Here is a 26,161-nt window from a genome sequence, read left to right as displayed (position 1 = left end):
GATGATGAGAGCGTTACTATTTTTACTCGCGTTGATGAGCCTCTCCGCGGGCGCGACTGACGTTACGCTGAATATCGAGGGCAACATTTACGACACGACCTGCGAGGTCGACAGTGCCAGCCAGAATATGGTGGTGGATCTGGGGCAGGCCGTGTCCACTGATTTCAAGAATGTCGGCGATACCGGTCCGTGGAAAGATTTTGATTTAAAACTGACAAATTGCCCGCCAACGCTGGCGGTTGCCACTATCTCTGTTGATGGTCAGCGCGATGCCATACATCCCTTTAAGTTCGCCAATAGCGGGACCGCAAAAGGAATGGCATTAGAGTTAGCCGATCGTCTGGATTATATCGTGCTTGCACCCCAGGCCAGATTCAGTGCGGTCATTGATGCCAGCACGCACATGGCCGATTTTCCGATGGCGGCACGCTATTACGCGACCTCAATGCCCGTCACGGCGGGCACCTTCAGCAGCGTTGTGCAAGCCACCTTTACTTACCAGTAGGACCGCGCCCCTTAGCACGGATGCTTTTTTTACGCCCGGCGGCCACTTTTGTCGGGCTTTTTTTCACTTCCGGAACGTCCGGTTGTTCAATCGGAAACACCGGCAGCGCGTTCAGTAAGCGCTGGCCGTAGTTCTTGGTCAGCAGACGTTTGTCATAAATGACAATCTCGCCCCAGCAGCCGTGGCTACGAATCAAACGCCCCACTTGCTGAATCAGGTTAAACGATGCCGCAGGCAGGCTTTGTACTTCAAACGGATAACGATTCAGGCTTTTCAGCCACTCGCCTTCGGTGATCACCACCGGGCTATCGATAGGCGGGAAGGCAATTTTATGAATGTGGACCTGCGTCAGGTAGTCCCCTTTCAGATCCAACCCTTCTGCAAATGACTGCAATCCAACCAGCACGCTGCGTTCACCGTTGTCGATGCGTTTGCGGTGCAGCTCCACCAGCCGATAGCGCGGCTGATCGCCCTGCACCAGCAGCAACAACCGCAGGTCAGTAACATGTTCCAGGAAGCGCTGCATCGCGCGCCCGCTGGCAAACAGCACCAGCATCCCGGAGTGTTTTTTGCTCTCAACCTGCTCGCGGAAGTAGGCGGCCATCTCGGCAATATGCTGCTCTTCGTTGTCGATAAGCGGTTCGTACTTCATGCGCGGGATCACAAGCTTCCCCTGCTCGCAGTGGTTAAACGGCGAGTCCAGCGCCACGAAGCGATCGCCCGCTTTCTCTTTCAGGCCGCTCATCTCCTGCAAACGTGAAAAACTGTTCAGGGAACGCAGCGTGGCCGACGTCACCACCACATGCGGCACGCTACGCCAGATAAGTTTTTCCAGCTGATCGGCCACGCGGATCCCCACGCAGTGGAAAAACAGATGTGCCTGGCCGTCTTTCACTTCACGGGTGGCCCATTTGGTGACAGGCGCGCCAGAGGCCTGCGCCATCGAGGCCAGTCGCCACAGCTTACTTTGCGCTTCAAACATCCCCAGCGCGCGGTTCATCTGGAGCAGGATGCGGTGCAATCGCACCACATCATGCGTACCGGTTTTCTCACTGAGATCGTTTAAAAACATCTCCGCCAGCCCGCGCAGCTTTTCAAGATGCTTTGCCAGCTGCTGACAAATCTCCATGATCTCTTCCGGCAGCTCTCCCATCGCAAAGCGATGTTCTGCTTCCTGGGTCGCCGGAAGATACAGATTCAAAATGTTATTGAGCGAGGAGATGAGGCTATACACCTCTTCACAGTGATCGCTCAGCCGCTCCGGCACCGCCAGCGGCGGCGTGGTTTTTGGGCGGAACTGTTCCATGCAGGTCGCAACCAGCTTGCAGAACAGATCCAGCTGTAGGCGGAACCAGGGGGCGGTGATTTCCGCACTCATTTCCAGCGCATCCCGCGCCACATCGGGCAGGTGGTGTCCTTCATCGAGCACCAGCAGGAGGTGTTTAGGCTCCGGGAGCACCGCTTCGCTCTCCAGTGCCGCCATCACCAGCGCGTGGTTGGCGACAACGACCTCAGCTTCCTGGATCTCGCGCCGCGCGACAAAAAATGGACACTCGCGGTAGTAGTGGCAGTTACGGTTCAGGCAGCTGGCTTTATCGGTGCTCAATCTGCGCCACAAATCATCGCTGACGGCTTTATCGGTATGGTCACGCAGACCATCCCATTTATAGCCATCAAGGTCGACTTTCAGCGTGGCGCAGAGATCCTGCTCGGCTTTGTTATTCGGCGTCAGCTCGTCATCCAGAAATGCGAGCAGATCCTGCTGCGTGGGCTCGCTGCTGGCAAGCGCCGTCAGGTTACGCGGGCAAACATAACGCCCGCGCCCAAATGCCGCCGTAAAGCGCAGATCCGGGATAATTTTGCGCAGCAGCGGTAAATCTTTGCTGTAGATCTGATCCTGCAACGCCACGTTGGCGGTACTGACCACCAGCGTTTTTTGTTCTTCACGGGCGATGGCAATGCCGGGGATCAGGTACGACAGAGTTTTCCCGACCCCCGTGGGAGCTTCAATCGCCAGATGTCGCCCGCCGTCCCCGGCGAGCGTTTTTGCCACGTCAGCAATCATCTGCCGCTGCGGCGCTCGGGGGATAAAGTCGGGGATCTGCTGTTGTAACGCCTTATACCAGGCGCCAATTTGCGCTTTTAGCGCAGCGGTTAAAGCCATCGGAAAACCTGAAACACTGTATAAACAGCCACTATTGTGGCACTTTCTTTTCGTTGTCGCAAAAAGAAAAGCCCGGCTTTACGGCCGGGCTTCCAGATTACTGCGCGCTGGCAGGTTTACGCGGGCGGCGTCGGCGTTGGCCTTCTCCTGCCGGTTTCCCTTCGCCACTGCGCCACGGGTTTTCACCCGCTGGTTTTGCCTCGTTGTTGCGACGCGGCGGTTTGCCTGATGCTTTTGGCGCGCCACCTTCAGCACGACGCGGTTGCTGGCCACGACCGCCACCACCCTGACCACGGCCACCGCCACCCTGACGGCCGTTCTGAATCGGCTCGGCTTTAATGGACGGATCCACTTCGTAGCCCGGGATTTCGATGCGTGGGATCTCTTTTTTCAGCAGACGTTCGATGTCACGCAACAGTTTGTGCTCATCAACGCAGACCAGAGACAGCGCTTCACCGGTTGCCGCGGCACGACCGGTGCGGCCGATACGGTGAACATAGTCTTCCGGCACGTTTGGCAGCTCGTAGTTCACCACGTGTGGCAGCTCTTCAATGTCCAGACCACGCGCGGCGATGTCGGTTGCCACCAGCACGCGAATATCACCAGATTTAAAATCTGCCAGCGCACGGGTACGCGCGCCCTGGCTCTTGTTACCGTGAATAGCGGCGCTGCGAATGCCGTCTTTATTCAGCTGTTCCGCCAGGTGGTTGGCACCATGTTTGGTACGGGTGAACACCAGCACCTGCTGCCAGTTGCCCTGGCCAATCATCTGCGAGAGCAGTTCCCGCTTACGTTTTTTATCAACGAAATGCACATGCTGGGTCACCTGCTCGGAGGCCGTGTTACGGCGCGCCACTTCCACTTCCAGCGGGTTATGCAGCAGTTTCTCAGCAAGGGCTTTGATTTCGTCAGAGAAGGTCGCAGAGAACAGCAGGTTCTGGCGACGTGACGGCAGCTTAGCCAGCACACGACGAATATCATGAATGAAGCCCATGTCCAGCATCCGGTCAGCTTCATCCAGCACCAGGATTTCGATGCTATCGAGCTTCACCGCGTTCTGGTGTTCCAAATCCAGCAGACGACCCGGCGTTGCCACCAGCACGTCTACGCCACCGCGCAGTTTCATCATCTGCGGGTTAATGCTAACCCCGCCAAAGACCACCAGTGAGCGAATGTTGAGATAGCGGCTGTACTCACGCACGTTCTCACCAATCTGTGCTGCCAGTTCACGGGTTGGCGTGAGGATCAGGGCGCGCACCGGGCGACGACTTTTTGCGTGCGGCTGGTTTTTAACCAACAGCTCCAGGAGCGGCAGGGTAAAGCCAGCGGTTTTACCGGTACCGGTCTGGGCGCTGGCCATCAGGTCGCGGCCTTGCAGCACGGCAGGGATTGCCTGCGTCTGAATTGGGGTAGGCTCAACGTAGCCCTGCTCTGCAATCGCGCGCAGAATTTCCGGGTTCAGGCCAAGGGAATCAAAAGACATAAAAACTCCGAACCGCCCCGACCATCACAGGTGTAGTTTTCAGGGAGATATAACGAATATGAGAGGACAAAAACCACAATGTCGCGAAGCAGCGGAGTGTAGCAGCTTTTGTGACGTGGCGCATAAAATATCCCTCTGTGATTCATCGACGAAATATTTCCCGCACAAGAGTGCAACTGGACAAAATTGTGAACCGGGCATAATCTTAATCAATCGATTGATTAATTTTAAGTACTGCTATGAATACAACCCCGACAACAACCAAAGGCGAACAGGCCAAAAGCCAGCTTATCGCCGCCGCCCTGGCGCAGTTTGGCGAGTATGGACTTCATGCCACCACGCGCGATATTGCCGCGCAGGCCGGGCAGAACATAGCGGCCATTACCTACTATTTTGGCTCAAAAGAGGATTTGTACCTCGCCTGCGCACAGTGGATTGCCGATTTTATCGGCACGCATTTTCGCCAGCATGTTGACGAAACCACCGCGCTGTTCAGCCAGCCCTCGCCTGACCGGGCCGCCATCCGTCAGTTATCCTTAACGCCTGCCATAATATGATCCGCCTGCTGACGCACGACGATACGCTGAACCTGAGTAAGTTTATCTCACGCGAGCAACTCTCGCCTTCCGCCGCCTACCAGTTGGTTCACGATCAGGTGATCTCCCCAATGCACACGCACCTGACCCGGCTCATTGCGGCCTATACCGGCCGTGATGCCAGCGATACTGAGACCATTTTGCATACCCACGCCCTGCTGGGCGAAGTACTGGCTTTTCGCCTGGGCCGGGAAACCATTTTGTTACGCACCGGCTGGACACAATTTGATGAGGATAAAGCCGCGCAGATTAGCCAGGTGATCACCTGTCACCTTGATCTGATCCTGCAAGGCTTAACGCTAAGGAGCCTGAAGTCATGAAAAAACCTGTCGCCATCATTCTGGTGGTCGTTATTCTGCTTGCTGCGGGGATCGGTGGCTGGCTGTGGTATCAGAGCCGACAAGACAACGGCCTGACGCTGTACGGCAACGTCGATATTCGAACGGTGAACATGAGTTTCCGCGTTGGCGGCCGCCTGGCTTCGCTTTCTGTTGATGAAGGTGACACGATTAAAACCGGGCAGACGTTAGGCGTGCTGGACACCGCGCCTTACGAGAACGCGCTGATGCAGGCAAAAGCAGGCGTTTCCGTCGCCCAGGCACAGTATGACCTGATGCTGGCAGGCTATCGCGATGAAGAAATTGCCCAGGCCGCGGCGGCAGTTAAACAGGCGCAGGCCGCCTACGACTATGCGCAAAACTTCTACGCTCGTCAGCAGGGGTTGTGGAAAAGCCGAACCATTTCCGCCAACGACCTGGAAAATGCCCGTTCTTCCCGCGACCAGGCGCAAGCAACGCTTAAATCCGCGCAGGATAAATTAAGCCAGTATCACACCGGTAATCGCCCGCAGGATATCGCACAGGCCAAAGCCAGCCTTGAGCAGGCCCAGGCGCAGCTGGCGCAGGCACAACTGGATTTACATGACACCACGCTGATTGCCCCGTCCGACGGAACGCTAATGACCCGCGCCGTAGAGCCCGGCAGCATGTTAAGCGCAGGCAGCACCGTCCTGACCCTTTCGCTGACGCGCCCGGTGTGGGTGCGTGCCTATATCGACGAGCCGAACCTCAGTCAGGTCAGGCCTGGGCGTGAGCTGCTGCTCTATACCGATGGTCGCCCTGACAAGCCTTACCACGGCAAGGTGGGCTTTGTGTCGCCAACCGCCGAGTTCACGCCGAAAACCGTTGAAACGCCAGACCTGCGTACTGACCTGGTCTATCGCCTGCGCATCGTCGTGACTGACGCTGACGACTCCCTGCGTCAGGGGATGCCGGTTACCGTGAAATTCACCGACGGGGAACGACATGAATGACGCGGTTATTCAACTCGACAACCTGGTAAAACGCTTCGCGGGCATGGATAAACCCGCCGTCGCGCCGCTGAACTGTACGCTGCAAAAAGGCTATGTCACGGGGCTGGTTGGCCCCGATGGCGCGGGCAAAACCACGCTGATGCGAATGCTCGCCGGGTTGCTCAAACCTGATGACGGACGTGCAAGCGTGCTGGGGCTTGATCCCGTCCAGGACGACAGCGCCCTTCACGCCATGCTGGGCTACATGCCGCAGAAATTCGGTCTGTACGAAGATTTAACGGTGATGGAAAACCTGAATCTGTACGCCGATTTGCGCAGCGTCACCGGGGAAGCGCGGCAAAAAACCTTCGCCCGCCTGCTGGAATTTACCTCGCTCGGGCCGTTCACGGAGCGCCTCGCGGGTAAGTTATCCGGCGGGATGAAGCAAAAACTCGGGCTGGCCTGCACCCTGGTAGGCGAGCCAAAAGTGCTGCTGCTTGATGAACCCGGCGTGGGTGTGGATCCCATCTCGCGCCGTGAGTTGTGGCAAATGGTGCACGAGCTGGCGGGCGACGGGATGCTTATTCTCTGGAGCACCTCTTACCTCGACGAAGCGGAACAGTGCCGCGATGTCTTGCTGATGAACGAAGGGGAGCTTCTTTATCAGGGCGAACCGACAAAGCTCACGCAAAGCATGGCCGGGCGCAGCTTCTTGTTGCACAGCCCGCAGGAGTCCAACCGCAAGCTGCTCCAGCGAGTGTTGAAACTGCCGCAGGTCAGCGACGGGATGATTCAGGGGCGATCCGTGCGGGTCATTCTCAAAAAAGAGGCCACGGTGGACGACATTCGCCAGGCGCAGGGAATGCCGGATGTGGAGATAGAAGAGACCGCCCCGCGTTTTGAAGACGCGTTTATCGACCTGCTGGGCGGTGCAGGAACGTCAGAATCCCCGCTGGGGGCGATCCTGCATACCGTTGAGGGCACACCAGGCGAAACGGTTATTGAAGCCAAATCCCTGACCAAAAAGTTTGGCGATTTTGCCGCCACCGACAACGTCAATTTCGCGGTGAAACGCGGCGAGATCTTTGGCCTGCTGGGCCCTAACGGCGCGGGGAAATCCACCACCTTTAAAATGATGTGCGGCCTGCTGGTGCCGACCTCTGGTAAGGCGCTGGTGCTGGATATGGACCTGAAAGTGAGTTCCGGAAAGGCGCGGCAACACCTCGGCTACATGGCGCAAAAATTCTCGTTGTACGGCAACCTGACCGTTGAACAGAACTTACGCTTTTTCTCCGGCGTTTACGGCCTGCGCGGGCGGGCGCAAAACGAGAAAATCAGCCGCATGAGCGACGCGTTCAGCCTGACTAACATTGCCTCTCACGCCACTGACGACCTGCCGCTCGGCTTCAAGCAGCGTCTGGCGCTGGCCTGCTCGCTGATGCATGAGCCTGACATCCTGTTTCTTGATGAGCCAACCTCTGGGGTTGACCCCCTCACCCGCCGCGAGTTCTGGCTGCACATCAATAGCATGGTGGAGAAAGGCGTTACCGTCATGGTGACCACTCACTTTATGGATGAAGCGGAATATTGCGACCGCATCGGGCTGGTGTATCGCGGCAAATTGATCGCCCACGGCACGCCGGATGATCTGAAAAGCCAGGCCGCCGACGATAAGCAACCGGACCCCACCATGGAGCAGGCGTTTATCACGCTCATTCACGACTGGGATAAGGAACACGCTAATGAGTCATAACGCGATTTCATGGCGCCGGGTGCGGGCGTTATGCATCAAAGAAACCCGCCAGATCGTACGCGATCCCAGCAGCTGGCTGATTGCGGTAGTGATCCCGCTGCTGCTGCTGTTTATCTTTGGCTACGGGATAAACCTCGACTCCAGCAAGCTGCGGGTGGGGATTTTGCTGGAGCAGCACAGCGAAGAGGCCCTGGATTTCACCCACGCCATGACCGGCTCGCCTTACATTGACGCCACCATCAGCGACGATCGCCAGGCGTTGATCCAGAAAATGCAGGCCGGGAAAATTCGCGGCCTGGTGGTTATCCCGGTCGATTTCGCCGCCAACATGGCGCGCGCAAATACCGACGCGCCGATTCAGGTCATCACCGACGGTAGCGAGCCTAACACCGCCAACTTTGTGCAGGGCTATGTCGAAGGCATCTGGCAGCTCTGGCAGAAACAGCGGGCGGAAGACAGGGGGGAAACCTTCGAACCGCTGATCGACATACAGACCCGCTACTGGTTTAACCCTGCCGCCATCAGCCAGCATTTTATTATTCCGGGTGCGGTGACCATTATCATGACGGTGATCGGGGCTATCCTCACGTCGCTGGTGATCGCCCGCGAGTGGGAGCGCGGTACCATGGAAGCGCTGCTCTCAACCGAGGTCACGCGGGTGGAGCTGCTGCTCTGTAAGCTTATCCCCTACTACTTCCTCGGAATGCTGGCCATGCTGCTCTGTATGCTGGTGTCGGTGTTCATTCTGGGAGTGCCTTATCGCGGTTCGCTGGTGCTGTTGTTCTTTATCACCAGTCTGTTTTTACTGAGCACCCTGGGCATGGGGCTGCTGATTTCAACCATCACCCGTAACCAGTTTAACGCCGCGCAGGTTGCGCTAAACGCCGCCTTTTTGCCGTCTATCATGCTGTCGGGCTTTATCTTCCAGATAGACAGTATGCCAGCCGTCATCCGTGCGGTGACCTATATCATTCCAGCGCGTTATTTCGTCAGTACGCTGCAAAGCCTGTTCCTGGCCGGGAATATTCCGGCGGTGCTGATTGTCAACATCCTGTTTTTGATGGTGTCAGCGGTAATGTTTATTGGGCTGACGTGGGTAAAAACCAAACGGCGACTGGATTAAGGAGCGAGCATGTTTCACCGTTTATGGACATTGATCCGCAAAGAGCTGCAATCGCTGCTGCGCGAGCCGCAAACCCGCGCCATTTTGATCCTGCCCGTGCTGATCCAGGTATTCCTGTTCCCGTTTGCTGCGACGCTTGAGGTGACGAACGCCACCATTGCCATCTACAACGAGGACAGCGGGAAACACTCCGTAGAGCTGACGCAGCGTTTTGCCCGGGCGAAAGCCTTTACCCACATTCTGCTGCTGAAAAGCCCCCAGGAGATCCAGCCCACCATCGACACGCAAAAAGCGCTGCTGCTGGTGCGTTTCCCGGCCGACTTTTCCCGCAACCTGGATACCTGGCAGACTGCACCGATGCAGCTGATTCTGGACGGGCGTAACTCGAACAGCGCGCAAATTGCCGCAAATTACCTGCAACAGGTGGTCAAGGACTATCAGCAGGAGCTGATGGAAGGCAAACCTAAACCCAACAACAGCCAGTTGGTGGTGCGTAACTGGTATAACCCGAACCTGGACTACAAATGGTTTGTGGTGCCGTCGCTTATCGCCATGATCACCACCATTGGCGTGATGATAGTAACCTCGTTGTCGGTCGCCCGTGAACGCGAGCAAGGCACGCTCGATCAGCTGCTGGTTTCCCCGCTGGCCACCTGGCAGATTTTTGTCGGTAAAGCCGTTCCGGCGCTGATTGTTGCCACCTTCCAGGCGACGATTGTGCTGGGCGTGGGGATCTGGGCATATCAAATTCCCTTTGCCGGATCGCTGGCCCTGTTCTACTTCACTATGGTGATTTACGGTCTGTCACTGGTGGGATTTGGTCTGTTGATTTCAGCGCTGTGCTCCACGCAACAGCAGGCGTTTATCGGGGTATTCGTCTTTATGATGCCGGCGATCTTGCTCTCGGGGTATGTTTCCCCCATCGAGAACATGCCGGTGTGGTTGCAGGATCTTACATGGATTAACCCCATCAGGCACTTTACGGATATCACCAAACAAATTTATCTTAAGGATGCAAGTATGGGGATTATCTGGGGAAGTTTGTGGCCGCTTTTGGTTATAGCGGCCACGACAGGCTCAGTGGCGTACGCGATGTTTAGACGAAACATTGCGTAGCTTTTTCTCTTTGGTCAGCAGTGAGACAACCGCAGGCCCTGCAAGAATTGCCAGACCCGCCAGGGCCAGCAGCAGGTTGTTTTGCAGCACACGCGACAACAGCCAAAGCACGATCATTGCCGCACCAAAATACCAGGTGGTGGTGAGCTCTTCGAGCACATCACCCACCTCGCGCCAGCGCGCTTCATGGTGGCGCTGCAAAAACAGCATCGACAGTACGGTAACACCGTAAAGAACACATAACCCTAAGCCAACACGCACCAGCGTACCGCTCATCCAGCCCATCACCAGTACGGCCACGACCAGTAAATGCAACATTATCTGCCAGCAACTCAGTCCAGTTGCGACACGAACACGTTGTTGCCACTTCATGGCTTCTCTCCTGAAGAACATTTCTCTGCTAATTCAGACTACCGCACTTTACGGAAAATTCCGTAACACCGCATCTTTTTGTGACGCCTACTACACTTTATTTTCATCAGGATAGTCACCCTGGAAGGTGCTTATGACGCATAAAACGCAGCATTTATCGCTTAAAGTGCTGACAATTAACATTCACAAAGGCTTCACAGCATTTAATCGCCGCTTCATGTTACCGGAGCTGCGCGACGCTGTACGCACCGTCAGCGCGGACATCGTCTGCCTACAGGAAGTGATGGGTGCCCACGACGTGCACCCAATGCATGTCGAAAACTGGCCCGACACGCCGCACTACGAATTTCTGGCAGATACGATGTGGAGTGATTATGCCTATGGGCGTAACGCGGTTTACCCTGAAGGCCACCACGGCAACGCGGTGCTATCGCGTTTCCCGATCGAATATTACGAAAACCGCGACGTTTCCGTGGGCGAAAGCGAAAAACGCGGGCTGCTTTACTGTCGCATTATCCCACCCGAACTGGAATTTCCCGTTCACGTTGGCTGCGTGCATCTCGGCCTGCGTGAAGCGCACCGTAAGGCGCAGCTAAAGATGCTGGCCGAATGGAGCAATGCCCTACCAGAAGGTGAGCCGGTGGTGGTGGCGGGTGATTTTAACGACTGGCGTCAGCGGGCCAATCACCCACTGAAGGTGGATGCCGGGCTGGAGGAGATTTTTACCCGCGCCAATGGCCGCCCCGCGCGGACGTTCCCGGTGCGCTTTCCCCTGCTGCGACTTGACCGCATCTACGTGAAAAATGCCCATGCCAGCACCCCGACTGCCCTGGCGTTACTCAACTGGCGCCATCTTTCCGACCACGCCCCGCTTAGCGCGGAGATCCACTTATGAGATGCTCATGGCAGGAAGGAAACCGCATCACGCTGCTGGAAAATGGCGATAACTATTATCCTGCGGTGTTCAAGGCCATTGACCATGCGCAGCAGAAAGTGATCCTCGAAACCTTTATCTGGTTCGAGGACGAGGTGGGGAAACAGTTACATAGCGTGCTGCTGCGCGCCGCCCTGCGCGGCATTAAAATCGAAGTGCTGCTCGACGGCTATGGCTCTCCGGATCTGAGCGACGAATTCGTCAATGAACTCACGTCGGCGGGCGTGATATTCCGCTACTACGATCCCGGCTCGCGTCTGTTTGGCATGCGCACCAATCTCTTTCGCCGTATGCACCGCAAAATTGTGGTGGTTGATGAAGCGGTCGCCTTTGTCGGCGGCATTAATTATTCCGCAGAACATATGTCTGACTATGGCCCGGAGGCCAAGCAGGATTACGCGATCCGTATCGAAGGCCCGGTGGTTCAGGACATCTTACTGTTCGAACTGGAAAACCTGCCGGGTAATAATACTGTGCGACGCTGGTGGAAGCGCCGCCATCGTCCGGAAGAGAACCGCAAGCCCGGCGAAGCGCAGGCGCTGTTTGTCTGGCGGGATAACGGCGAGCACCGGGATGATATTGAGCGTCATTATCTGAAGATGCTGGCGAATGCGAAGCGCGAGGTAATTATTGCCAACGCCTACTTCTTCCCCGGCTACCGCTTGTTGCACGCCATGCGCAATGCAGCACGTCGCGGTGTGCGGGTGAAACTGATTGTGCAGGGCGAGCCCGATATGCCGATTGTCAAAGTCGGCGCACGTCTGCTGTATAACTATCTGGTGAAAGGTGGTGTGCAAATTTACGAATACCGCCGCCGACCGCTGCATGGAAAAGTCGCACTGATGGACGATCACTGGGCGACCGTGGGCTCCAGTAATCTCGACCCTCTGAGCCTGTCGCTCAATCTGGAAGCCAATCTGATCGTCCACGATCGCCAGTTCAACCAGACCCTGCGCGATAACCTTCAGGGGCTGATCGTTAACGACTGCGTGCGAGTGGATGACTCTATGGTGCCCAAACGCACCTGGTGGAACCTCGGTATCGGCGTGGTGGTGTTCCACTTCCTGCGCCATTTCCCGGCCATGGTCGGCTGGCTGCCCGCACACACACCTAAGCTTGCGCTGGTCAACCCGCCGGTACAGCCTGAAATGGAAACACAGGATCGCGTTGAAGTGGAAGATGGAGGAAAAACCTGATGTCACACTCCCATCCTCGCTGGCGCCTGGCTAAGAAAATCCTCACCTGGCTTTTCTTTATCGCCGTCGCGGTGCTGCTGGTGGTGTACGCCCGGACAGTCGACTGGGAAGAGGTGTGGAAGGTTATCCGCAACTACAACCGTATGGTACTGCTGGGCGCGTCTGGACTGGTGATTGTAAGTTACCTGATTTACGGCTGTTACGACCTGCTGGGGCGAAAGTACTGCGGCCATAAACTGGCGAAACGGCAGGTGATGCTGGTGTCGTTTATTTGCTATGCCTTCAACCTGACGCTCAGCACCTGGGTGGGCGGCATCGGGATGCGCTACCGCCTCTATTCGCGTCTTGGACTGCCCAGCGGCACCATCACCCGCATTTTCTCACTGAGCATCACGACCAACTGGCTGGGTTACATTCTGCTCGGCGGGGTGATCTTCACCACCGGCGTGGTGCAGTTGCCTGCTCACTGGTATGTCGACGAAACCACACTGCGGATTCTTGGCATGGTGCTGCTGCTGATTATCGCCTTCTATCTGTGGGCCTGCACGTTTGCTAAACGCCGCCATATAACCATCAAAGGGCAAAAACTGGTGCTGCCATCATGGAAGTTCGCGGTATTACAGATGGCGATTTCCAGCGCCAACTGGATGGCAATGGGGGCGATTATAGGGCTGTTGATTGGCGAAGACGTGAATTACTTCTTTGTGCTTGGCGTGCTGCTGGTGAGCAGTATCGCGGGTGTAATTGTCCATATTCCGGCAGGGATTGGCGTGCTGGAAGCGGTGTTTATCGCCCTGCTTGCCGGGGAGCACGTCTCTCAGGGAACGATTATCGCCGCCCTGCTCGCGTATCGAATGCTCTATTACTTCCTGCCGCTGGCGCTGGCGACGGTCTGTTATTTGCTGCTGGAGAGCCGGGCGAAAAAGTTGCGGGAGAAGAATGAGAAGGCACTGGCAAAATAAAAGCAAAACGGCAACAAGGTTGCCGTTTTTAGTGTTTGTTCCCTTTCCCGTGGGAGAGGGTCAGGGTGAGGGCACCAGGCCGCACCAACCTCTAGCGACGGTTGCCCAAAATCCGCAGCAACATCAGGAACAAGTTGATAAAGTCCAGATACAGCGTCAGTGCGCCAAGGATGGAGTATTTGCGCAACGTTGAGCTATCGCGTACATCAATCTGCTCGCCGATATTTTTCAGTTTCTGGGTGTCGTAGGCCGTCAGCCCGACAAAGACAATCACCCCAATGTAGGTCACCGCCCACATCAGCGCTTCACTCTTCAGCCACAGGTTCACCAGCGATGCCAGCACGATCCCAATCAGCGCCATAAACAGCATACTGCCAAAACCGCTCAAATCGCGCTTTGTGGTGTAACCGTACAGGCTCATCGCGCCGAACATCCCGCCGCTCACCACAAATGTACTGGCGATGGAGGAATAGGTGTAAACGATGAAAATACTCGAAAGCGTTAGCCCGGTCAGCGCCGAGTACAGCATAAACAGCGTGGTCGCCATGCCGGCGCTGAGCTTTTGCACCAGGCCTGAGAGGACAAACACCAGCGCCAGTTGGGCGATGATCAACCCAAAGAAGGTGATTTTGCTGGAAAAGATAAACATCATCAGATCAGGTGTATTTGCGGCGTACCACGCAATAAACGCGGTCAGCAGCAGGCCGACTGTCATCCAGCCGTACACCTGGGCCATATACGTTTGCAGCCCGGTTCGGGTCTGCTGCACTATAGAATCGGAACGCGGAAATCGGTCCATGATTCACTCCTGATTAAGATTAAGTAGACACACGTTTTAAGACTAACACATCCACATAAACTGACTACCAACGACCAGCAGCTTGTTCATCGCTGTCACGCGATTCCACCCACCGCTCACCTTCTGGCGTCGCTTCACGCTTCCAGAATGGCGCTTTGGTTTTGAGGTAGTCCATAATAAATTCGCCCGCCGCAAACGCGCTGCTGCGATGCGCACTGGTCACGCCAACAAACACGATCTCTTCGCCCGGCCACATTTCGCCAATGCGGTGGATAACCGTGACGCGCCCGAGCGGCCAACGTCCGCGCGCCTCTTCCACGATCTCCGCCAGCGATTTTTCGGTCATGCCCGGGTAGTGCTCCAGCGTGAGCGCTTTCACGCTGTCGCCAAGATTGTGGTTACGCACTTTGCCGGTGAAGGTGACAACTGCGCCATCTTCGTCGCGCTCTGCCAGCCAGTTGTATTCTGTACCGACACTGAAGCGGTCATGACCTACCAGAATTCGGGTTTCAGCCATTTCAGCCTCCTGTTACCGGCGGGAAGAACGCCACTTCGTCACCGGCCTTCAGCGGATGGTTAAAATCCACCAGAGTCTGATTAACAGCTGCCAGTAATTTGCCTTCGTCCAGCGCCAGCGCCCAGCGGTCGCTTTGTTCTGCCAGATGTGCGCGCAGTGCGGCAACGTTATCGAATGAGGTTTCCAGGGTCAGACTATCGGTGTTGACCAGCTCGCGGACCTGAGCAAAAAAGAGCACTTTAATCATGGCTGTCCACCTTAAAATCACCAGATTTCCCGCCGCTTTTTGCCAGCAGACGAACCGGGCCAATCACCATGTCTTTTTGCACGGCTTTACACATATCGTAGATGGTCAACGCGGCGACAGAGGCCGCCGTCAGCGCTTCCATCTCAACGCCGGTTTTCCCGGTTAAACGGCAAAGTGATTCAATTCGCACGCGGTTGTGTTCCGGCTGCGCCAGCAGGTTTACCTCAACCTTACTGAGCATCAACGGGTGGCACAGTGGGATCAAATCCCAGGTCCGTTTCGCGGCCTGGATACCGGCAATGCGTGCGGTAGCAAACACATCACCCTTGTGGTGGCTGCCATCGATAATCATCGCCAGGGTTTCAGGCAACATGGTAACGAAAGCTTCAGCACGCGCTTCGCGCACCGTCTCGGCTTTGGCAGACACATCCACCATATGCGCTTCGCCTGCGGCGTTAATGTGGGTTAGTTGCGACATAACTTATTTCTTTAAATGGGGATGGAAATTACACGGACGGGTGCGGGCATCGAGCTGCGGCGCGATGATGTTCTCCCACGCGGTACGACACGCTTTGGTGGAGCCTGGCATGGCAAAGATCAGCGTTTTGTTCGCCAGCCCCGCCACCGCGCGGGACTGCAAGGTTGAGGTGCCAATCTCTTCAAATGAGAGCATCCGAAACACTTCGCCAAAGCCTTCCACTTCGCGATCAAACAGAGGAATCAACGCTTCGGGAGCCTGATCCCCTGCGGTAAAACCGGTCCCGCCGGTGATCAGCACCACCTGCACGTCATCGCCGGCGATCCACTGGGAAACCTGGGCGCGGATGGCGTAGCGGTTCTCTTTAACAATCGCTTTATCCACAATATGGTGCCCGGCTTCGTGTGCCGCATCGCGCAGCCAGTGGCCAGAGGTATCATCCTCTTCACCACGGCGTTCAGAAACGGTAAGAATAGCAATGCGTGTCGGGATAAATTCTGCGCTTACCTGACTCATCTTCTGGTTCCTTCTTAAGACTGATTACCCGCCAATGTATGACAGGTTCTGAGTAATTCCGGTGTTGCCCTGATGCAGGAAGTGGGTCTGTTTTTTATGCGTCAGCGCTTCGGAAATGCGCGCTTCAAGCGCGCCCTGTTGAGCATCGTTTTCCAGCAGATCGCGAAGGTCTACGCCGCCATCCCCGAACAGGCATAAGTGCAGCTTGCCCACAGACGAGACGCGCAGGCGATTACAGCTGGCACAGAACTCTTTCTCATAAGGCATGATAAGCCCGATTTCCCCTTCGTAATCAGGGTGGCAAAAGACCTGCGCCGGGCCGTCGCTGCGCTGGCGGATCTGGTGGATCCAGCCGCGTTTCAGCAGTTCGTCGCGCAGCACCATGCCGGAGATGTGATGACGACGGAACAGCTCGCTGCCCTCGCCGGTTTCCATCAGCTCAATAAAACGCAATTGAATGCGGCGTGATTTGATCCACGCCAGGAAGGTGTCCAGTTGATGGTGGTTTACATCGCGCATTAGCACCGTATTGACTTTCACCTTCTCGAAACCGACAGCAAACGCCGCATCAATGCCGTCCATCACCTGCCGAAACTTATCCTGGCCGGTAATTGCATGGAACTGGCGTGCATCAAGGCTATCGACACTGACGTTGATCGCCGTCAGGCCAGCGTCACGCCAGTTCGCCACGTCCCGTGCCATGCGATACCCATTGGTGGTTACCGCAATTTGACGGATACGGTCGTTTTCGCGCACCGCAGCGATAATGTCGGGAAAGTCGCGACGCAGAGAAGGTTCTCCCCCGGTCAGCCGCACTTTTTCGGTGCCGAGTTCAGAGAACGCACGCGTGACGCGGCGCACTTCATCCACGGAGAGAAAGCCATTATTGGTGGTACTGCCAGGTTTGTAACCGTCAGGCAGACAGTAGGTGCAACGGAAATTGCACACATCGGTAATCGACAGACGTAAGTAAAAGAACTTACGCGCGAAAGCATCAGTAAGTTGTGAAGCCATGTACACCTTTCCAGATACGGGAGGCACAGTCATTTCTTTCTGTACCCTGGTGGCAAATCCGCCACGGCCAGAGCGCCATATCTTTCGACACAGGCACAAAGGCTAGAGTGTATGTTTTCAAATTCGAAAACGTGGTTAAGGCGATAGTAGCGCGGAAATCAGCTCTTCGCCATTATCGGTTTTCGCTATATAATTTCATATATAGCGACATGATCGTGCATTTTCGTAACAGAATACGCAAAAACGGTACTTTCGCATTGATATACGTCATTTTGCACCGGGTGAAGCATCGTCTTTTAGGGGTAGTTAGGTTACTGTTACGCTGTTCGAACGTGATAAGGAATAGGTATGCGCAATCGCACTTTTGCGGATCTTGATCGGGTTGTCGCTCTTGGCGGAGGCCACGGTCTGGGGCGGGTGATGTCTTCACTTTCCTCTCTTGGATCCAGGCTTACAGGGATAGTCACTACAACCGATAACGGCGGTTCTACAGGGCGCATTCGTCGTTCGGAAGGCGGTATCGCGTGGGGCGATATGCGTAACTGTTTAAATCAGTTAATTACCGAACCGAGCGTGGCGTCAGCGATGTTTGAGTACCGTTTTGCCGGTAATGGCGAACTTTCTGGCCATAACCTCGGAAACCTGATGTTAAAGGCGCTGGATCACCTGAGCGTGCGTCCTCTTGAAGCCATCAATTTAATACGTAATCTGCTTAAAGTTGATGCGTTCCTGATTCCGATGTCTGAACAACCGGTCGACTTGATGGCAATTGATGTGGAAGGCCATGAAGTTTACGGCGAAGTGAATATTGACCAGCTGACCCTGCCGCCGAAAGAGCTCATGACATATCCGGGCGTTCCCGCTACGCGTGAAGCCGTCGATGCTATCGGCGAAGCGGATTTGATCCTGATTGGGCCGGGAAGTTTTTACACCAGCCTGATGCCCATTCTGCTGGTAAAAGAGCTGGCTCAGGCCCTGCGCAGAACACCAGCTCCGGTGGTCTATATCGGTAATTTAGGGCGTGAACTGAGCCCGGCGGCAGCAAGCCTGACGCTTGCGGACAAGCTCGGTATCATGGAGCAGTACGTCGGGAAAAAAATCATCGACGCGGTTGTGGTTGGGCCGAAAGCTGATGTGTCGGGGATCGGCGCACGCGTCGTGGTGCAGGAGCCACTGGAAGCCAGCGATATTCAGTATCGCCACGATCGTCATCTGCTGCGTGAAGCACTGGAGAAGGCGATTCAGGCGTTGGGTTAAGGTTTTGCTTCAGTGCGGTCTGGTGCCCTCACCCCGCCCCTCTCCCACAGGGTTGAGGGATCCCCACAAAAAATACGAGCACGGACGGCTCCCTCTCCTTTTTGGGGAGAGGGCTGGGGTGAGGGGGAACATACGGCTGTGGTGGTTATTCCGTTCACTTTATGTTCTTTGCTACTCTGTCACCACAATACCCGTGAACGTGCCAGGGTAGCTCACCGCCGCTACCCTGGCAACCCGGGCTCCCGGCAAAGAAAATCACCGCTTCGCGGTACCCTCAGCTTATTCCTTCCGGCTTATCGGGGACGGGCGGAGGTAACGTCCCTGTAAATCCGCCCTCTCGGCGCATCCATGCGCCTCGCCCCGGCCTACAGGAAACGCTTCGGCGATTTTCAGCCGGACTCACGCACCCTCAACCTTCTCTGCGGCCTGAAAATGGCACGGTTGTTGAGTCCCGCAGAAATCGGCGAACCGCAGGCAGACGGTCGGGAGGTGAGCGCAGTGCGAAGCACCGATTTCATTGCGGGCCGCGGGGATTGATAAGGGGGCCGCGGTGGCCCCCTTATCCCGTTCACAGGTTCTGAACGAATTATTTTCTGCTGATATTAAGGTGAACGGAATCATGCACCGTGCTTAACTGACAAGCAGTACAGCTTTTGGCTGCCATTTTGCTTTTGTTACGATGCCGCAATAAACAGATCCCGCAACTGATGCAGCTGGTCACGGATTTGCGCAGCCTCTTCAAACTCCAGATTCTGCGCGTGTTGCATCATCTGCGCTTCCAGCTCATGAATTTTCTGCTGGAGCGCTTTTGGTGTCAGCACGACAGTATCTTCTTCTACCACTGAACGCGCCTTGCCCCGCCCTTTTGCTTTTGTTTTGGCGATGTTCTGACCCAGCGCCAGAATATCCACCACCTTCTTGTTCAGCCCTTGCGGCGTAATACCATTTTCTTCGTTATAACGCTGCTGTTTCTCGCGTCGACGTTCCGTTTCACCAATCGCTTTCGCCATCGATGGGGTTATCTTATCGCCGTAGAGGATCGCCTTACCGTTCACGTTACGCGCGGCACGGCCAATGGTCTGGATCAGGGAACGCTCAGAACGCAGGAAGCCCTCTTTGTCGGCGTCCAGAATCGCGACCAGCGACACTTCAGGCATATCCAGACCTTCTCGCAGCAGGTTGATCCCCACCAGTACGTCGAACTCGCCCAGACGCAGGTCACGGATAATTTCCATACGCTCCACGGTATCGATATCCGAGTGCAGATACCGCACGCGCTCACCGTGTTCTTCAAGATATTCAGTCAGGTCTTCCGCCATGCGCTTGGTCAGGGTCGTCACCAGAACGCGTTCATTGATGGCAGCGCGGATACGAATCTCAGACAGAAGATCGTCAACCTGCGTAGCAACAGGGCGTACTTCGATAATCGGATCCAGCAGACCGGTAGGACGCACCACCTGGTCCACCACCTCGTCGCCCGATTTCTCCAGTTCATAGCTGCCCGGCGTTGCCGACACGTAGATAGTTTGCGGAGCAAGTGCTTCAAACTCTTCAAACTTCATCGGGCGGTTATCCAGCGCTGATGGCAGGCGGAAACCGTACTCTACCAGCGTCTCTTTACGCGCCCTGTCGCCGCGATACATGCCGCCAATCTGCGGAATCGTCACGTGGGATTCATCCACCACCAGCAGGCCGTCCGCCGGAAGGTAGTCAAACAGGGTTGGCGGTGGCTCGCCCGGCCCGCGGCCAGAGAGGAAGCGCGAGTAGTTTTCGATACCGGAGCAGTAACCCAGCTCGTTCATCATCTCCAGATCAAACTGGGTACGCTGGCTTAAACGCTGCTCCTCGAGCAGCTTGTTATTCGCCAGTAGCACCTTACGGCGGTCTGCCAGCTCGTCTTTAATATCTTCCATCGCCTGCACAATACGTTCACGCGGGGTCACGTAGTGCGTTTTAGGGTAAACCGTGAAACGCTGAATGACCGATTCCACATGCCCGGTCAGCGGGTCAAACAACGACAGCCGCTCAACCTCTTCATCGAACAGTTCAACACGCAGTGCAATATCGTCTGACTCTGCCGGGAAGATATCGATAACTTCGCCGCGCACGCGGAACGTACCACGCTGGAAGGCCTGGTCGTTGCGGGTGTATTGCAGCTCTGCCAGGCGGCGCAAAATCGCACGCTGATCGATGATCATCCCCTGGGTAAGGTGCAACATCATCTTCAGGTACAGGTCCGGGTCGCCCAGACCGTAGATAGCTGACACCGAAGCCACCACAATCACATCGCGGCGTTCCAGCAGCGCTTTGGTTGCCGACAAACGCATTTGTTCGATGTGTTCGTTCACCGACGCATCTTTTTCGATAAAGGTATCGGAGCTTGGGACATACGCTTCTGGCTGGTAGTAATCGTAGTAAGAAACGAAGTACTCCACCGCGTTCTCCGGGAAGAACTCTTTCATCTCACCATAAAGCTGAGCCGCCAGGGTTTTATTCGGGGCAAGCACCATAGTGGGGCGCTGGAGATCCGCAATGACGTTGGCAACGGTAAAGGTCTTACCCGAGCCGGTAACGCCCAGAAGCGTCTGATGTGCCAGACCGTCTTCCAGCCCCTCTTCCAGGCGACGGATCGCCTCAGGCTGGTCGCCTGAAGGGCTGAAAACAGAATTCAATTTGAACGGTTTACTCATGGGCGATGACCTGATGACGTAATTAGCGGCAGGTGAGTAATTTTACTCGCAGCTGCCAGGATTGCCAGTAAAAAATACTGGATGAAAAACCAGTGGCGTGTCAGGATATTTAGAGTAGCGTCCGATTGATTAGCGTAATCCAGGTCAAAATTTAGACTGCGACAAAATAAAACACCAGCGAACCCGGGTTATCCCCAGAACTTTTTCTTTTTTAACATTTGTCAAGCCGTGTAATGAAAGTTTTGTGGCAACCAGTGACAGTTTCATTACGCTAATTGCTTTTATATAACAATTTGATTTTTAACCGATATTTTCTAAAGCCGCGTTTCGCACCAATTCAGGTGTAAGCCGCGTGTTCTCTCGCTTATCGCGTGTTTTCTAACTCTAATACACATGGTTATCCACAGGAATAGTGGATAACTGCTTCCAGCCCGTATAGACCGCCACTCAGCTAATTCCCGGTTTTTCCCACCGGTGGGGTGACAAAAAAATTTTATAGCTGTTTTTTGATGATAATCAGTTGCGTCAGACATAACGGATTGGTGAGATCTTAATCACAATTCAGTGATTTTATCGCTGCACCACAACTCAACACCGCCAGCACTGCCACTGTGCAATTCCGTGCCGCATCCCTACTTTGCCCCAGGCTCATTCCTAAAAAAGTCTCTTTTTTAATCAACTTAACGGTTCTGGCAGGAGTTTTGCACAATCCGTACGAGCCATACCCACATCGATTTTTAAGGAGAGAAATATGTTGAGTCTGCGTGCAGTTAATCAGTTTTACGGAAGCCAACATACGCTATGGAATGTTGATTTAGATTTACCGCCAGGCCTGTGTACGGGGGTCGTTGGCCTGCCGGGTATGGGGAAATCCACGCTGATGAACTGCATCGCGGGCAATTTACCCGTTGAGAGCGGAACCATCATCTGGCATGAAGCGGGGGCACCACCGCGCGATCTGCTCAGCCAGCCACCTGAACAGAGAAACCGACCTGGCATTGGCTACGTCTCGCAGGACAGACGGATTTTCTCGCAGTTGACCATTGAAGAGAATCTGCATATCGCGATGCGGGCCACGGGAAAGCCTGATGCCTCCGCCAAAAGCGAGGTTTACGCGCTTTTCCCGCAGCTCTATACGCTGCGCCAGACACGCGCCAACGGGTTATCGCCCGATATTCAGTATCAGCTGGCGATAGCCAACGCCCTGGTGAATCGCCCGCGGGTGTTGATTCTGGATGAACCGATGCACGGCGCAGGGCCGAGCTTTGCCCAGAAGCTTGGGCAACTGTTGATAAGGCTGAACCGTGAGCTGGGTATGACGGTACTGTTAGCGGAGCAGCAGCTGTCGTTTATCCGTCGGGTTGCGGACCGCTTCTGCATGTTGTATCGCGGGCGTAACGTGGCACAGGGCCACGTTAACGAGCTGAATGATGAGCTTATTGCCCACTGGATGACACTGGAGGCAAGACGCTGAGATCCAGATAGTGACCAGTTTCGGCACTGTCGGCCCCCTCAGCAAGCCAGGGGATCTCACCCAGGCATGGCGCGGGCAGCACGCGTTTTAGTGTTGCCAGATATTCCTGATGACGCCTGCCTGGTGCGACCACATCGTTGGCTATCCAGCCCGCCAGGCGCAACCCCGCCTGCTGGATGGCCTGCGCAGTCAGCATAGCGTGGTTGATGCAGCCAAGCTTCACCCCCACCACCAGGATAACCGGGAGCTGTTCGGCCTGTACCCAATCGGCAAAGGTTTGTTGATCCGAAAGTGGTGTAAACCAGCCGCCAGCTCCTTCCACCAGTACCCACTCTGCCTGTTGCTCCAGAGCGCGTAATCCCTTCGACAACACCGCGAAATCAATCGCCCGGCCTTCGTCTGCACTGACGATGTGCGGCGAGGTTGGCTCGGCGAATGTGTAGGGATTCACCTGCGAGTAGCTCAGCGTAAGGCTGCTGTTACGTTGCAACGCCAGCGCATCCGTATTGCGTAATCCCTCTGTTGTCATCTCACTGCCCGAGGCCACAGGTTTGTAGCCCGCGGTGATAAACCCTTGCAGATTCGCCGCTTGCAATAGCGCCGAGCTGGCAACCGTCTTACCGACTTCCGTATCGGTGCCGGTGACAAAATAACGTTCAGTCACGTTCGATAATCCCATGAAAAAGTTGATAAGAGAGCGGAAACTCGCCCTGTTGCTGCGGCCAGGCCATCTCTAAACGGTGCAACTGACCACGGGTAAGCGGTTTTACGTCCCGCCCTGAATGCAAATGCGTCGCCCCAATGCCTTTCAGCGAGCGCATGGCGCTGAGGGCATCGCTAAAACTGAGCGTAATGGTCTGCACCACGCTGCGGTTACGCCAGCCTTTCAGCGCCTGGAGCACCTCATCCAGCGATAAAAACCGGTTAGCGTGCGTCCCGGCATCCACCACGTGCCAGGCCTGATTCAGCTCCGGCAAAGAGCTTTCAAGCAGCGTGGTGAATGCGATTTTTCCGCCGGATCGTGCCACGCGATACAGCTCATGCAACGCCTGAGGCAGGCTGCTGCACCACTGCACTGCAAGGTGGCTCCACACCAGGTCAAACTGCCCGTCTGGCAGGGGAATGGCTTCAATATCCGCGACCAGATAGCGGTCAGCTGCCTGTTGCTGGCGTGCTTCGTCAAGCATTTGCGAAGAGAGATCGATAGCTGTCACACAGCTTCCCGCGGCGCGCCAGTAGCGGCTGTTCGCGCCCGGGCCACATCCGGCATCCAGCACCTGCGGGAAATGGCTCTCGCCCAGCGCGCTGAGCAACCCACGCGCGCTCTGACGTTGCAGTGCATCGTGTTGTGAATAGCTCTGCGCCGCGCGGCCAAACGCAGCGGCAATGGCCTCTTTATTGACGGGCGGCATACAGCGCCTCCAGCAGCGTATCGATATCCTGCGTTTCGTGAGCCGCTGTGAGCGTAAGGCGTAACCGCGCCGTGCCAGGAGGTACGGTCGGCGGGCGGATCGCCGTCACCCACATGCCCTTTTCGCGTAGCATTTGCGCCAGCTTCAGTGCCCGGCCGTTATCCCCTACGATCACCGGCTGAATTGCACTCAGTGAGTCAGTGCTCTGGAAAGGCAGCGTACTTAAGCCCTGGCGGAAATGCCGGATGTGTTGCGCTAAGCGCTGCCGACGTGCTTCTCCGTCATCCCCACGTATTACCTGCTTTGACGCAGATAACGCCACGGCCTGCGCAGGCGGCATACTGGTGCTGTAAATCAAGTGTCGTGCGAATTGCAGTAAATAATCGGCAACCGTTTCACTGCACAGCACCGCCGCTCCGCTGACACCAAATCCTTTACCGAACGTCACCACCAGCAATTCGGGTTTCATGCCCTGGTGATACGCGCTTCCGCGCCCTTCATCACCCACCACGCCGATCCCGTGGGCATCATCCACCAGCAGCCAGGCGTTATGCTGCTGCGCAACGTCATGCAGGGCGTTTAGCGGTGCGCTGTCGCCGTCCATGCTAAACACCCCTTCCGTCACCACCAGCTGTTGGCCGTCACAGGGTTTGTCCAGCAAAGCGTGAAGCGGGGTGGCGTCATTATGGGCAAAGCGGCGAAGCTGCGCCGGGCTCAGGTTTGCCGCCTCCAGTAGCGAGGCATGGCTTAAACGGTCGGCCACAATTCTGTCGTCTTTCCCCATCAGGGCGGTAATCACCGCCTGATTGGCCGCAAAACCCGAGATAAACAGCAACGCACGGGGATATCCCAGCCAGTCGGCAAGCTCTTCCTCCAGCGCCTGATGGGCTGTGGTGTAACCGCTGACGTGGCCTGATCCCCCACTGCCCACGCCGTAACGTTCGGCTCCCTGCTGCCAGGCGCGGACAATCTGCGGATGCTGACTTAAGGCCAGATAATCGTTACTGGAGAAGTTGCAAAAACGCTGATTGTCGCGGGTGAGAAAACGGCCTGCACCGTTTTCCACAACCCTGCGTACGCGAAAAGCCTCCGCCGCCCGGCGTTCCTCCAGGGCGGTGTTTATGCGTTGTTGCCAGGTCATACAGCTGCCGCGTTGTAAAACTGGTCAGTATCGGCGTTGAAAATTTGCTGCTCCAGCTGCTGCTGTTGCTCGTTATCGCCCGTCAGCACATCAGTCTGGTGCGGATTCAGCCCTAATTTACGGAACAGCTGGACGTCTTTGTCCTCTTCCGGGTTTGGCGTGGTCAGCAGTTTGCAGCCGTAGAAGATAGAGTTCGCACCAGCCATAAAGCACATCGCCTGCGTCTGTTCGCTCATCTGCTCGCGCCCGGCAGACAGGCGCACAAATGAGGTCGGCATCATGATGCGCGCGACCGCAATGGTGCGGATAAAATCAAACGCATCGACATCGTCGTTATCCGCCAGCGGCGTACCTTTCACCTTCACCAGCATGTTGATTGGCACGCTTTCTGGTGGGGTTGGCAGGTTGGCCAGTTGCAGCAGCAGACCGGCGCGATCTTTCACCGTTTCGCCCAGGCCAACGATACCGCCAGAACACACTTTGATGCCCGCATCACGTACTTTATCCAGGGTGTCCAGGCGCTCCTGGTAGGTACGCGTGGTGATGATGTTGCCGTAAAACTCGGGAGAGGTGTCGAGGTTATGGTTGTAGTAATCCAGACCCGCAGCAGACAGACGTTGCGCCTGATCGTCATTCAGCGTTCCCAGCGTCATACAGGCTTCCAGCCCCATCTCCTTCACGCCTTTCACCATCTGTTCCAGATAGGGCATGTCGCGATCGTGTGGGTTCTTCCACGCAGCACCCATGCAAAAACGGGTCGATCCTGCGTTTTTCGCTTTACGCGCAGAATCCAGAACCTGCTCCACTTCCATGAGGCGTTCGGATTCAAGACCGGTTTTATAGCGAGCGCTTTGCGGGCAATATTTGCAATCTTCCGGGCACGCGCCCGTCTTGATCGACAGCAGCGTACTGACCTGCACATGACGCGGGTCGAAGTGCTGGCGGTGTACCGTTTGCGCTTCAAACAGCAGATCAAGGAAAGGCTTATCAAATAATTCAGTGACTTGCGACATTGTCCAGCGTGCGTGGTGAGCCATCGGGCTTCTCCAAAGGGTTTTGTTAATTTTCGGTTCGGTTTATACTCGTAAACCTAAAACTTTTCAAAATGGTTTACAAGTCGA

At 55.8% G+C, this 26,161-nt stretch carries 24 protein-coding genes, 1 pseudogene and 1 riboswitch; of the genes and pseudogenes, 11 read left to right on the top strand and 14 right to left on the bottom strand.

The genetic code is table 11. The features are described from left to right. Positions 1 to 4: 4 nt before the first annotated feature. On the top strand, positions 5 to 505 hold the full coding sequence (locus tag ACT9TW_RS12000; protein ID WP_446492471.1) for a fimbrial protein: 501 nt from the start codon (positions 5 to 7) through the stop codon (positions 503 to 505). On the opposite strand, the gene dinG is transcribed toward ACT9TW_RS12000, so the two are convergent. Together dinG and rhlE are read right to left on the bottom strand one after the other, a co-directional pair. After that, on the bottom strand, positions 492 to 2,669 hold the full coding sequence (gene dinG, locus ACT9TW_RS11995; RefSeq protein WP_446492470.1) for an ATP-dependent DNA helicase DinG: 2,178 nt from the start codon (positions 2,667 to 2,669) through the stop codon (positions 492 to 494). The two genes, ACT9TW_RS12000 and dinG, sit on opposite strands and share 14 nt — an antisense overlap. A 97-nt stretch (positions 2,670 to 2,766) precedes the next feature. Beyond that, positions 2,767 to 4,152 (bottom strand): ATP-dependent RNA helicase RhlE, encoded by a 1,386-nt coding sequence (rhlE, locus tag ACT9TW_RS11990; RefSeq protein ID WP_182060109.1) that lies wholly within the window; start codon positions 4,150 to 4,152, stop codon positions 2,767 to 2,769. Positions 4,153 to 4,391: 239 nt separating this feature from the next. Between rhlE and cecR the strand changes: the two are divergent. The 5 genes and pseudogenes from cecR (at position 4,392) to ACT9TW_RS11965 (ending at position 10,031) form a co-directional block, all read left to right on the top strand. Beyond that, positions 4,392 to 5,068 (top strand): annotated as a pseudogene (cecR, locus tag ACT9TW_RS11985) (transcriptional regulator CecR). Further along, entirely contained in the window at positions 5,065 to 6,060 is a 996-nt protein-coding gene (gene hlyD / locus ACT9TW_RS11980; protein ID WP_446492469.1) for a secretion protein HlyD, read from the top strand. Before cecR ends, hlyD begins: the two are co-directional and overlap by 4 nt. Continuing rightward, positions 6,053 to 7,792 carry an ATP-binding cassette domain-containing protein gene (locus ACT9TW_RS11975; protein ID WP_446492468.1) on the top strand — a complete coding sequence of 580 codons (1,740 nt, stop codon included), beginning with the start codon at positions 6,053 to 6,055 and terminating at the stop codon, positions 7,790 to 7,792. The genes hlyD and ACT9TW_RS11975 overlap by 8 nt, the downstream gene beginning before the upstream one ends. Then, on the top strand, positions 7,782 to 8,915 hold the full coding sequence (locus tag ACT9TW_RS11970) for an ABC transporter permease (RefSeq protein WP_315688152.1): 1,134 nt from the start codon (positions 7,782 to 7,784) through the stop codon (positions 8,913 to 8,915). Before ACT9TW_RS11975 ends, ACT9TW_RS11970 begins: the two co-directional genes overlap by 11 nt. Positions 8,916 to 8,924: 9 nt before the next feature. Next, complete coding sequence (locus ACT9TW_RS11965; RefSeq protein WP_446492467.1) at positions 8,925 to 10,031, top strand: ABC transporter permease; 1,107 nt, start codon at positions 8,925 to 8,927, stop codon at positions 10,029 to 10,031. Here ACT9TW_RS11965 and ACT9TW_RS11960 read toward each other — a convergent pair. After that, a complete protein-coding gene (locus tag ACT9TW_RS11960; protein WP_182274205.1) occupies positions 9,993 to 10,403 on the bottom strand; it encodes a YbhQ family protein in 411 nt (136 codons plus the stop codon). The genes ACT9TW_RS11965 and ACT9TW_RS11960 overlap by 39 nt on opposite strands. 133 nt (positions 10,404 to 10,536) lie before the next feature. Between ACT9TW_RS11960 and ACT9TW_RS11955 the strand changes: the two genes are divergently transcribed. Genes ACT9TW_RS11955 through ACT9TW_RS11945 form a run of 3 tightly spaced genes read left to right on the top strand, consistent with a single transcriptional unit; the run spans position 10,537 to position 13,495 of the window. Then, on the top strand, positions 10,537 to 11,298 hold the full coding sequence (locus ACT9TW_RS11955; RefSeq protein ID WP_446492466.1) for an endonuclease/exonuclease/phosphatase family protein: 762 nt from the start codon (positions 10,537 to 10,539) through the stop codon (positions 11,296 to 11,298). Beyond that, positions 11,295 to 12,533: a cardiolipin synthase ClsB gene (gene clsB, locus ACT9TW_RS11950; protein WP_446492465.1), complete on the top strand. Its 1,239-nt coding sequence runs from the start codon at positions 11,295 to 11,297 to the stop codon at positions 12,531 to 12,533. Before ACT9TW_RS11955 ends, clsB begins: the two co-directional genes overlap by 4 nt. Beyond that, positions 12,533 to 13,495: a lysylphosphatidylglycerol synthase domain-containing protein gene (locus ACT9TW_RS11945; RefSeq protein WP_446492464.1), complete on the top strand. Its 963-nt coding sequence runs from the start codon at positions 12,533 to 12,535 to the stop codon at positions 13,493 to 13,495. Before clsB ends, ACT9TW_RS11945 begins: the two co-directional genes overlap by 1 nt. Before the next feature lie 91 nt (positions 13,496 to 13,586). On the opposite strand, the gene ACT9TW_RS11940 is transcribed toward ACT9TW_RS11945, so the two are convergent. From ACT9TW_RS11940 to moaA, 6 genes are all read right to left on the bottom strand, one after another. Beyond that, on the bottom strand, positions 13,587 to 14,294 hold the full coding sequence (locus ACT9TW_RS11940; RefSeq protein WP_182060099.1) for a Bax inhibitor-1/YccA family protein: 708 nt from the start codon (positions 14,292 to 14,294) through the stop codon (positions 13,587 to 13,589). Positions 14,295 to 14,358: 64 nt separating this feature from the next. Beyond that, a complete protein-coding gene (gene moaE, locus ACT9TW_RS11935; RefSeq protein WP_446492463.1) occupies positions 14,359 to 14,811 on the bottom strand; it encodes a molybdopterin synthase catalytic subunit MoaE in 453 nt (150 codons plus the stop codon). Position 14,812: 1 nt separating this feature from the next. After that, on the bottom strand, positions 14,813 to 15,058 hold the full coding sequence (gene moaD / locus ACT9TW_RS11930) for a molybdopterin synthase sulfur carrier subunit (RefSeq protein WP_182060098.1): 246 nt from the start codon (positions 15,056 to 15,058) through the stop codon (positions 14,813 to 14,815). Continuing rightward, positions 15,051 to 15,536: a cyclic pyranopterin monophosphate synthase MoaC gene (gene moaC / locus ACT9TW_RS11925; RefSeq protein ID WP_166717434.1), complete on the bottom strand. Its 486-nt coding sequence runs from the start codon at positions 15,534 to 15,536 to the stop codon at positions 15,051 to 15,053. The genes moaD and moaC overlap by 8 nt, the downstream gene beginning before the upstream one ends. A gap of 3 nt (positions 15,537 to 15,539) precedes the next feature. Continuing rightward, the gene (gene moaB / locus ACT9TW_RS11920; RefSeq protein WP_446492462.1) at positions 15,540 to 16,052 is read right to left on the bottom strand and encodes a molybdenum cofactor biosynthesis protein B; all 513 of its coding nucleotides are present in this window, start codon (positions 16,050 to 16,052) and stop codon (positions 15,540 to 15,542) included. A gap of 24 nt (positions 16,053 to 16,076) precedes the next feature. Continuing rightward, entirely contained in the window at positions 16,077 to 17,066 is a 990-nt protein-coding gene (gene moaA, locus ACT9TW_RS11915; RefSeq protein ID WP_446492461.1) for a GTP 3',8-cyclase MoaA, read from the bottom strand. Beyond that, positions 17,054 to 17,188: riboswitch (molybdenum cofactor riboswitch) on the bottom strand. (Overlaps the previous gene by 13 nt.) Before the next feature lie 226 nt (positions 17,189 to 17,414). Between moaA and yvcK the strand changes: the two genes are divergently transcribed. Beyond that, the gene (gene yvcK / locus ACT9TW_RS11910; RefSeq protein WP_182060095.1) at positions 17,415 to 18,323 is read left to right on the top strand and encodes a uridine diphosphate-N-acetylglucosamine-binding protein YvcK; all 909 of its coding nucleotides are present in this window, start codon (positions 17,415 to 17,417) and stop codon (positions 18,321 to 18,323) included. A 674-nt stretch (positions 18,324 to 18,997) separates the two neighbouring features. Here yvcK and uvrB read toward each other — a convergent pair. Then, positions 18,998 to 21,013, bottom strand: coding sequence for an excinuclease ABC subunit UvrB (gene uvrB / locus ACT9TW_RS11905; protein WP_182060094.1), 2,016 nt, complete (start codon positions 21,011 to 21,013; stop codon positions 18,998 to 19,000). Between the two features lie 751 nt (positions 21,014 to 21,764). Here uvrB and ACT9TW_RS11900 point away from each other — a divergent pair. After that, the gene (locus tag ACT9TW_RS11900; RefSeq protein WP_446492460.1) at positions 21,765 to 22,487 is read left to right on the top strand and encodes an ABC transporter ATP-binding protein; all 723 of its coding nucleotides are present in this window, start codon (positions 21,765 to 21,767) and stop codon (positions 22,485 to 22,487) included. Here ACT9TW_RS11900 and bioD read toward each other — a convergent pair. Genes bioD through bioB form a run of 4 tightly spaced genes read right to left on the bottom strand, consistent with a single transcriptional unit; the run spans position 22,450 to position 26,077 of the window. Further along, positions 22,450 to 23,151 (bottom strand): dethiobiotin synthase, encoded by a 702-nt coding sequence (gene bioD / locus ACT9TW_RS11895; protein WP_182060092.1) that lies wholly within the window; start codon positions 23,149 to 23,151, stop codon positions 22,450 to 22,452. The genes ACT9TW_RS11900 and bioD overlap by 38 nt on opposite strands. Continuing rightward, on the bottom strand, positions 23,144 to 23,899 hold the full coding sequence (bioC, locus tag ACT9TW_RS11890) for a malonyl-ACP O-methyltransferase BioC (RefSeq protein WP_446492459.1): 756 nt from the start codon (positions 23,897 to 23,899) through the stop codon (positions 23,144 to 23,146). The genes bioD and bioC overlap by 8 nt, the downstream gene beginning before the upstream one ends. Further along, on the bottom strand, positions 23,883 to 25,040 hold the full coding sequence (gene bioF, locus ACT9TW_RS11885) for an 8-amino-7-oxononanoate synthase (protein WP_446492458.1): 1,158 nt from the start codon (positions 25,038 to 25,040) through the stop codon (positions 23,883 to 23,885). The genes bioC and bioF overlap by 17 nt, the downstream gene beginning before the upstream one ends. Then, complete coding sequence (gene bioB / locus ACT9TW_RS11880; RefSeq protein WP_446492457.1) at positions 25,037 to 26,077, bottom strand: biotin synthase BioB; 1,041 nt, start codon at positions 26,075 to 26,077, stop codon at positions 25,037 to 25,039. The genes bioF and bioB overlap by 4 nt, the downstream gene beginning before the upstream one ends. Positions 26,078 to 26,161: the final 84 nt, after the last annotated feature.

The sequence above is a fragment of the Enterobacter sp. C4G1 genome (assembly GCF_052886895.1).
Note: the sequence above shows the minus strand (reverse complement) of the source record. Positions and strands in the feature narration are given on the sequence as shown.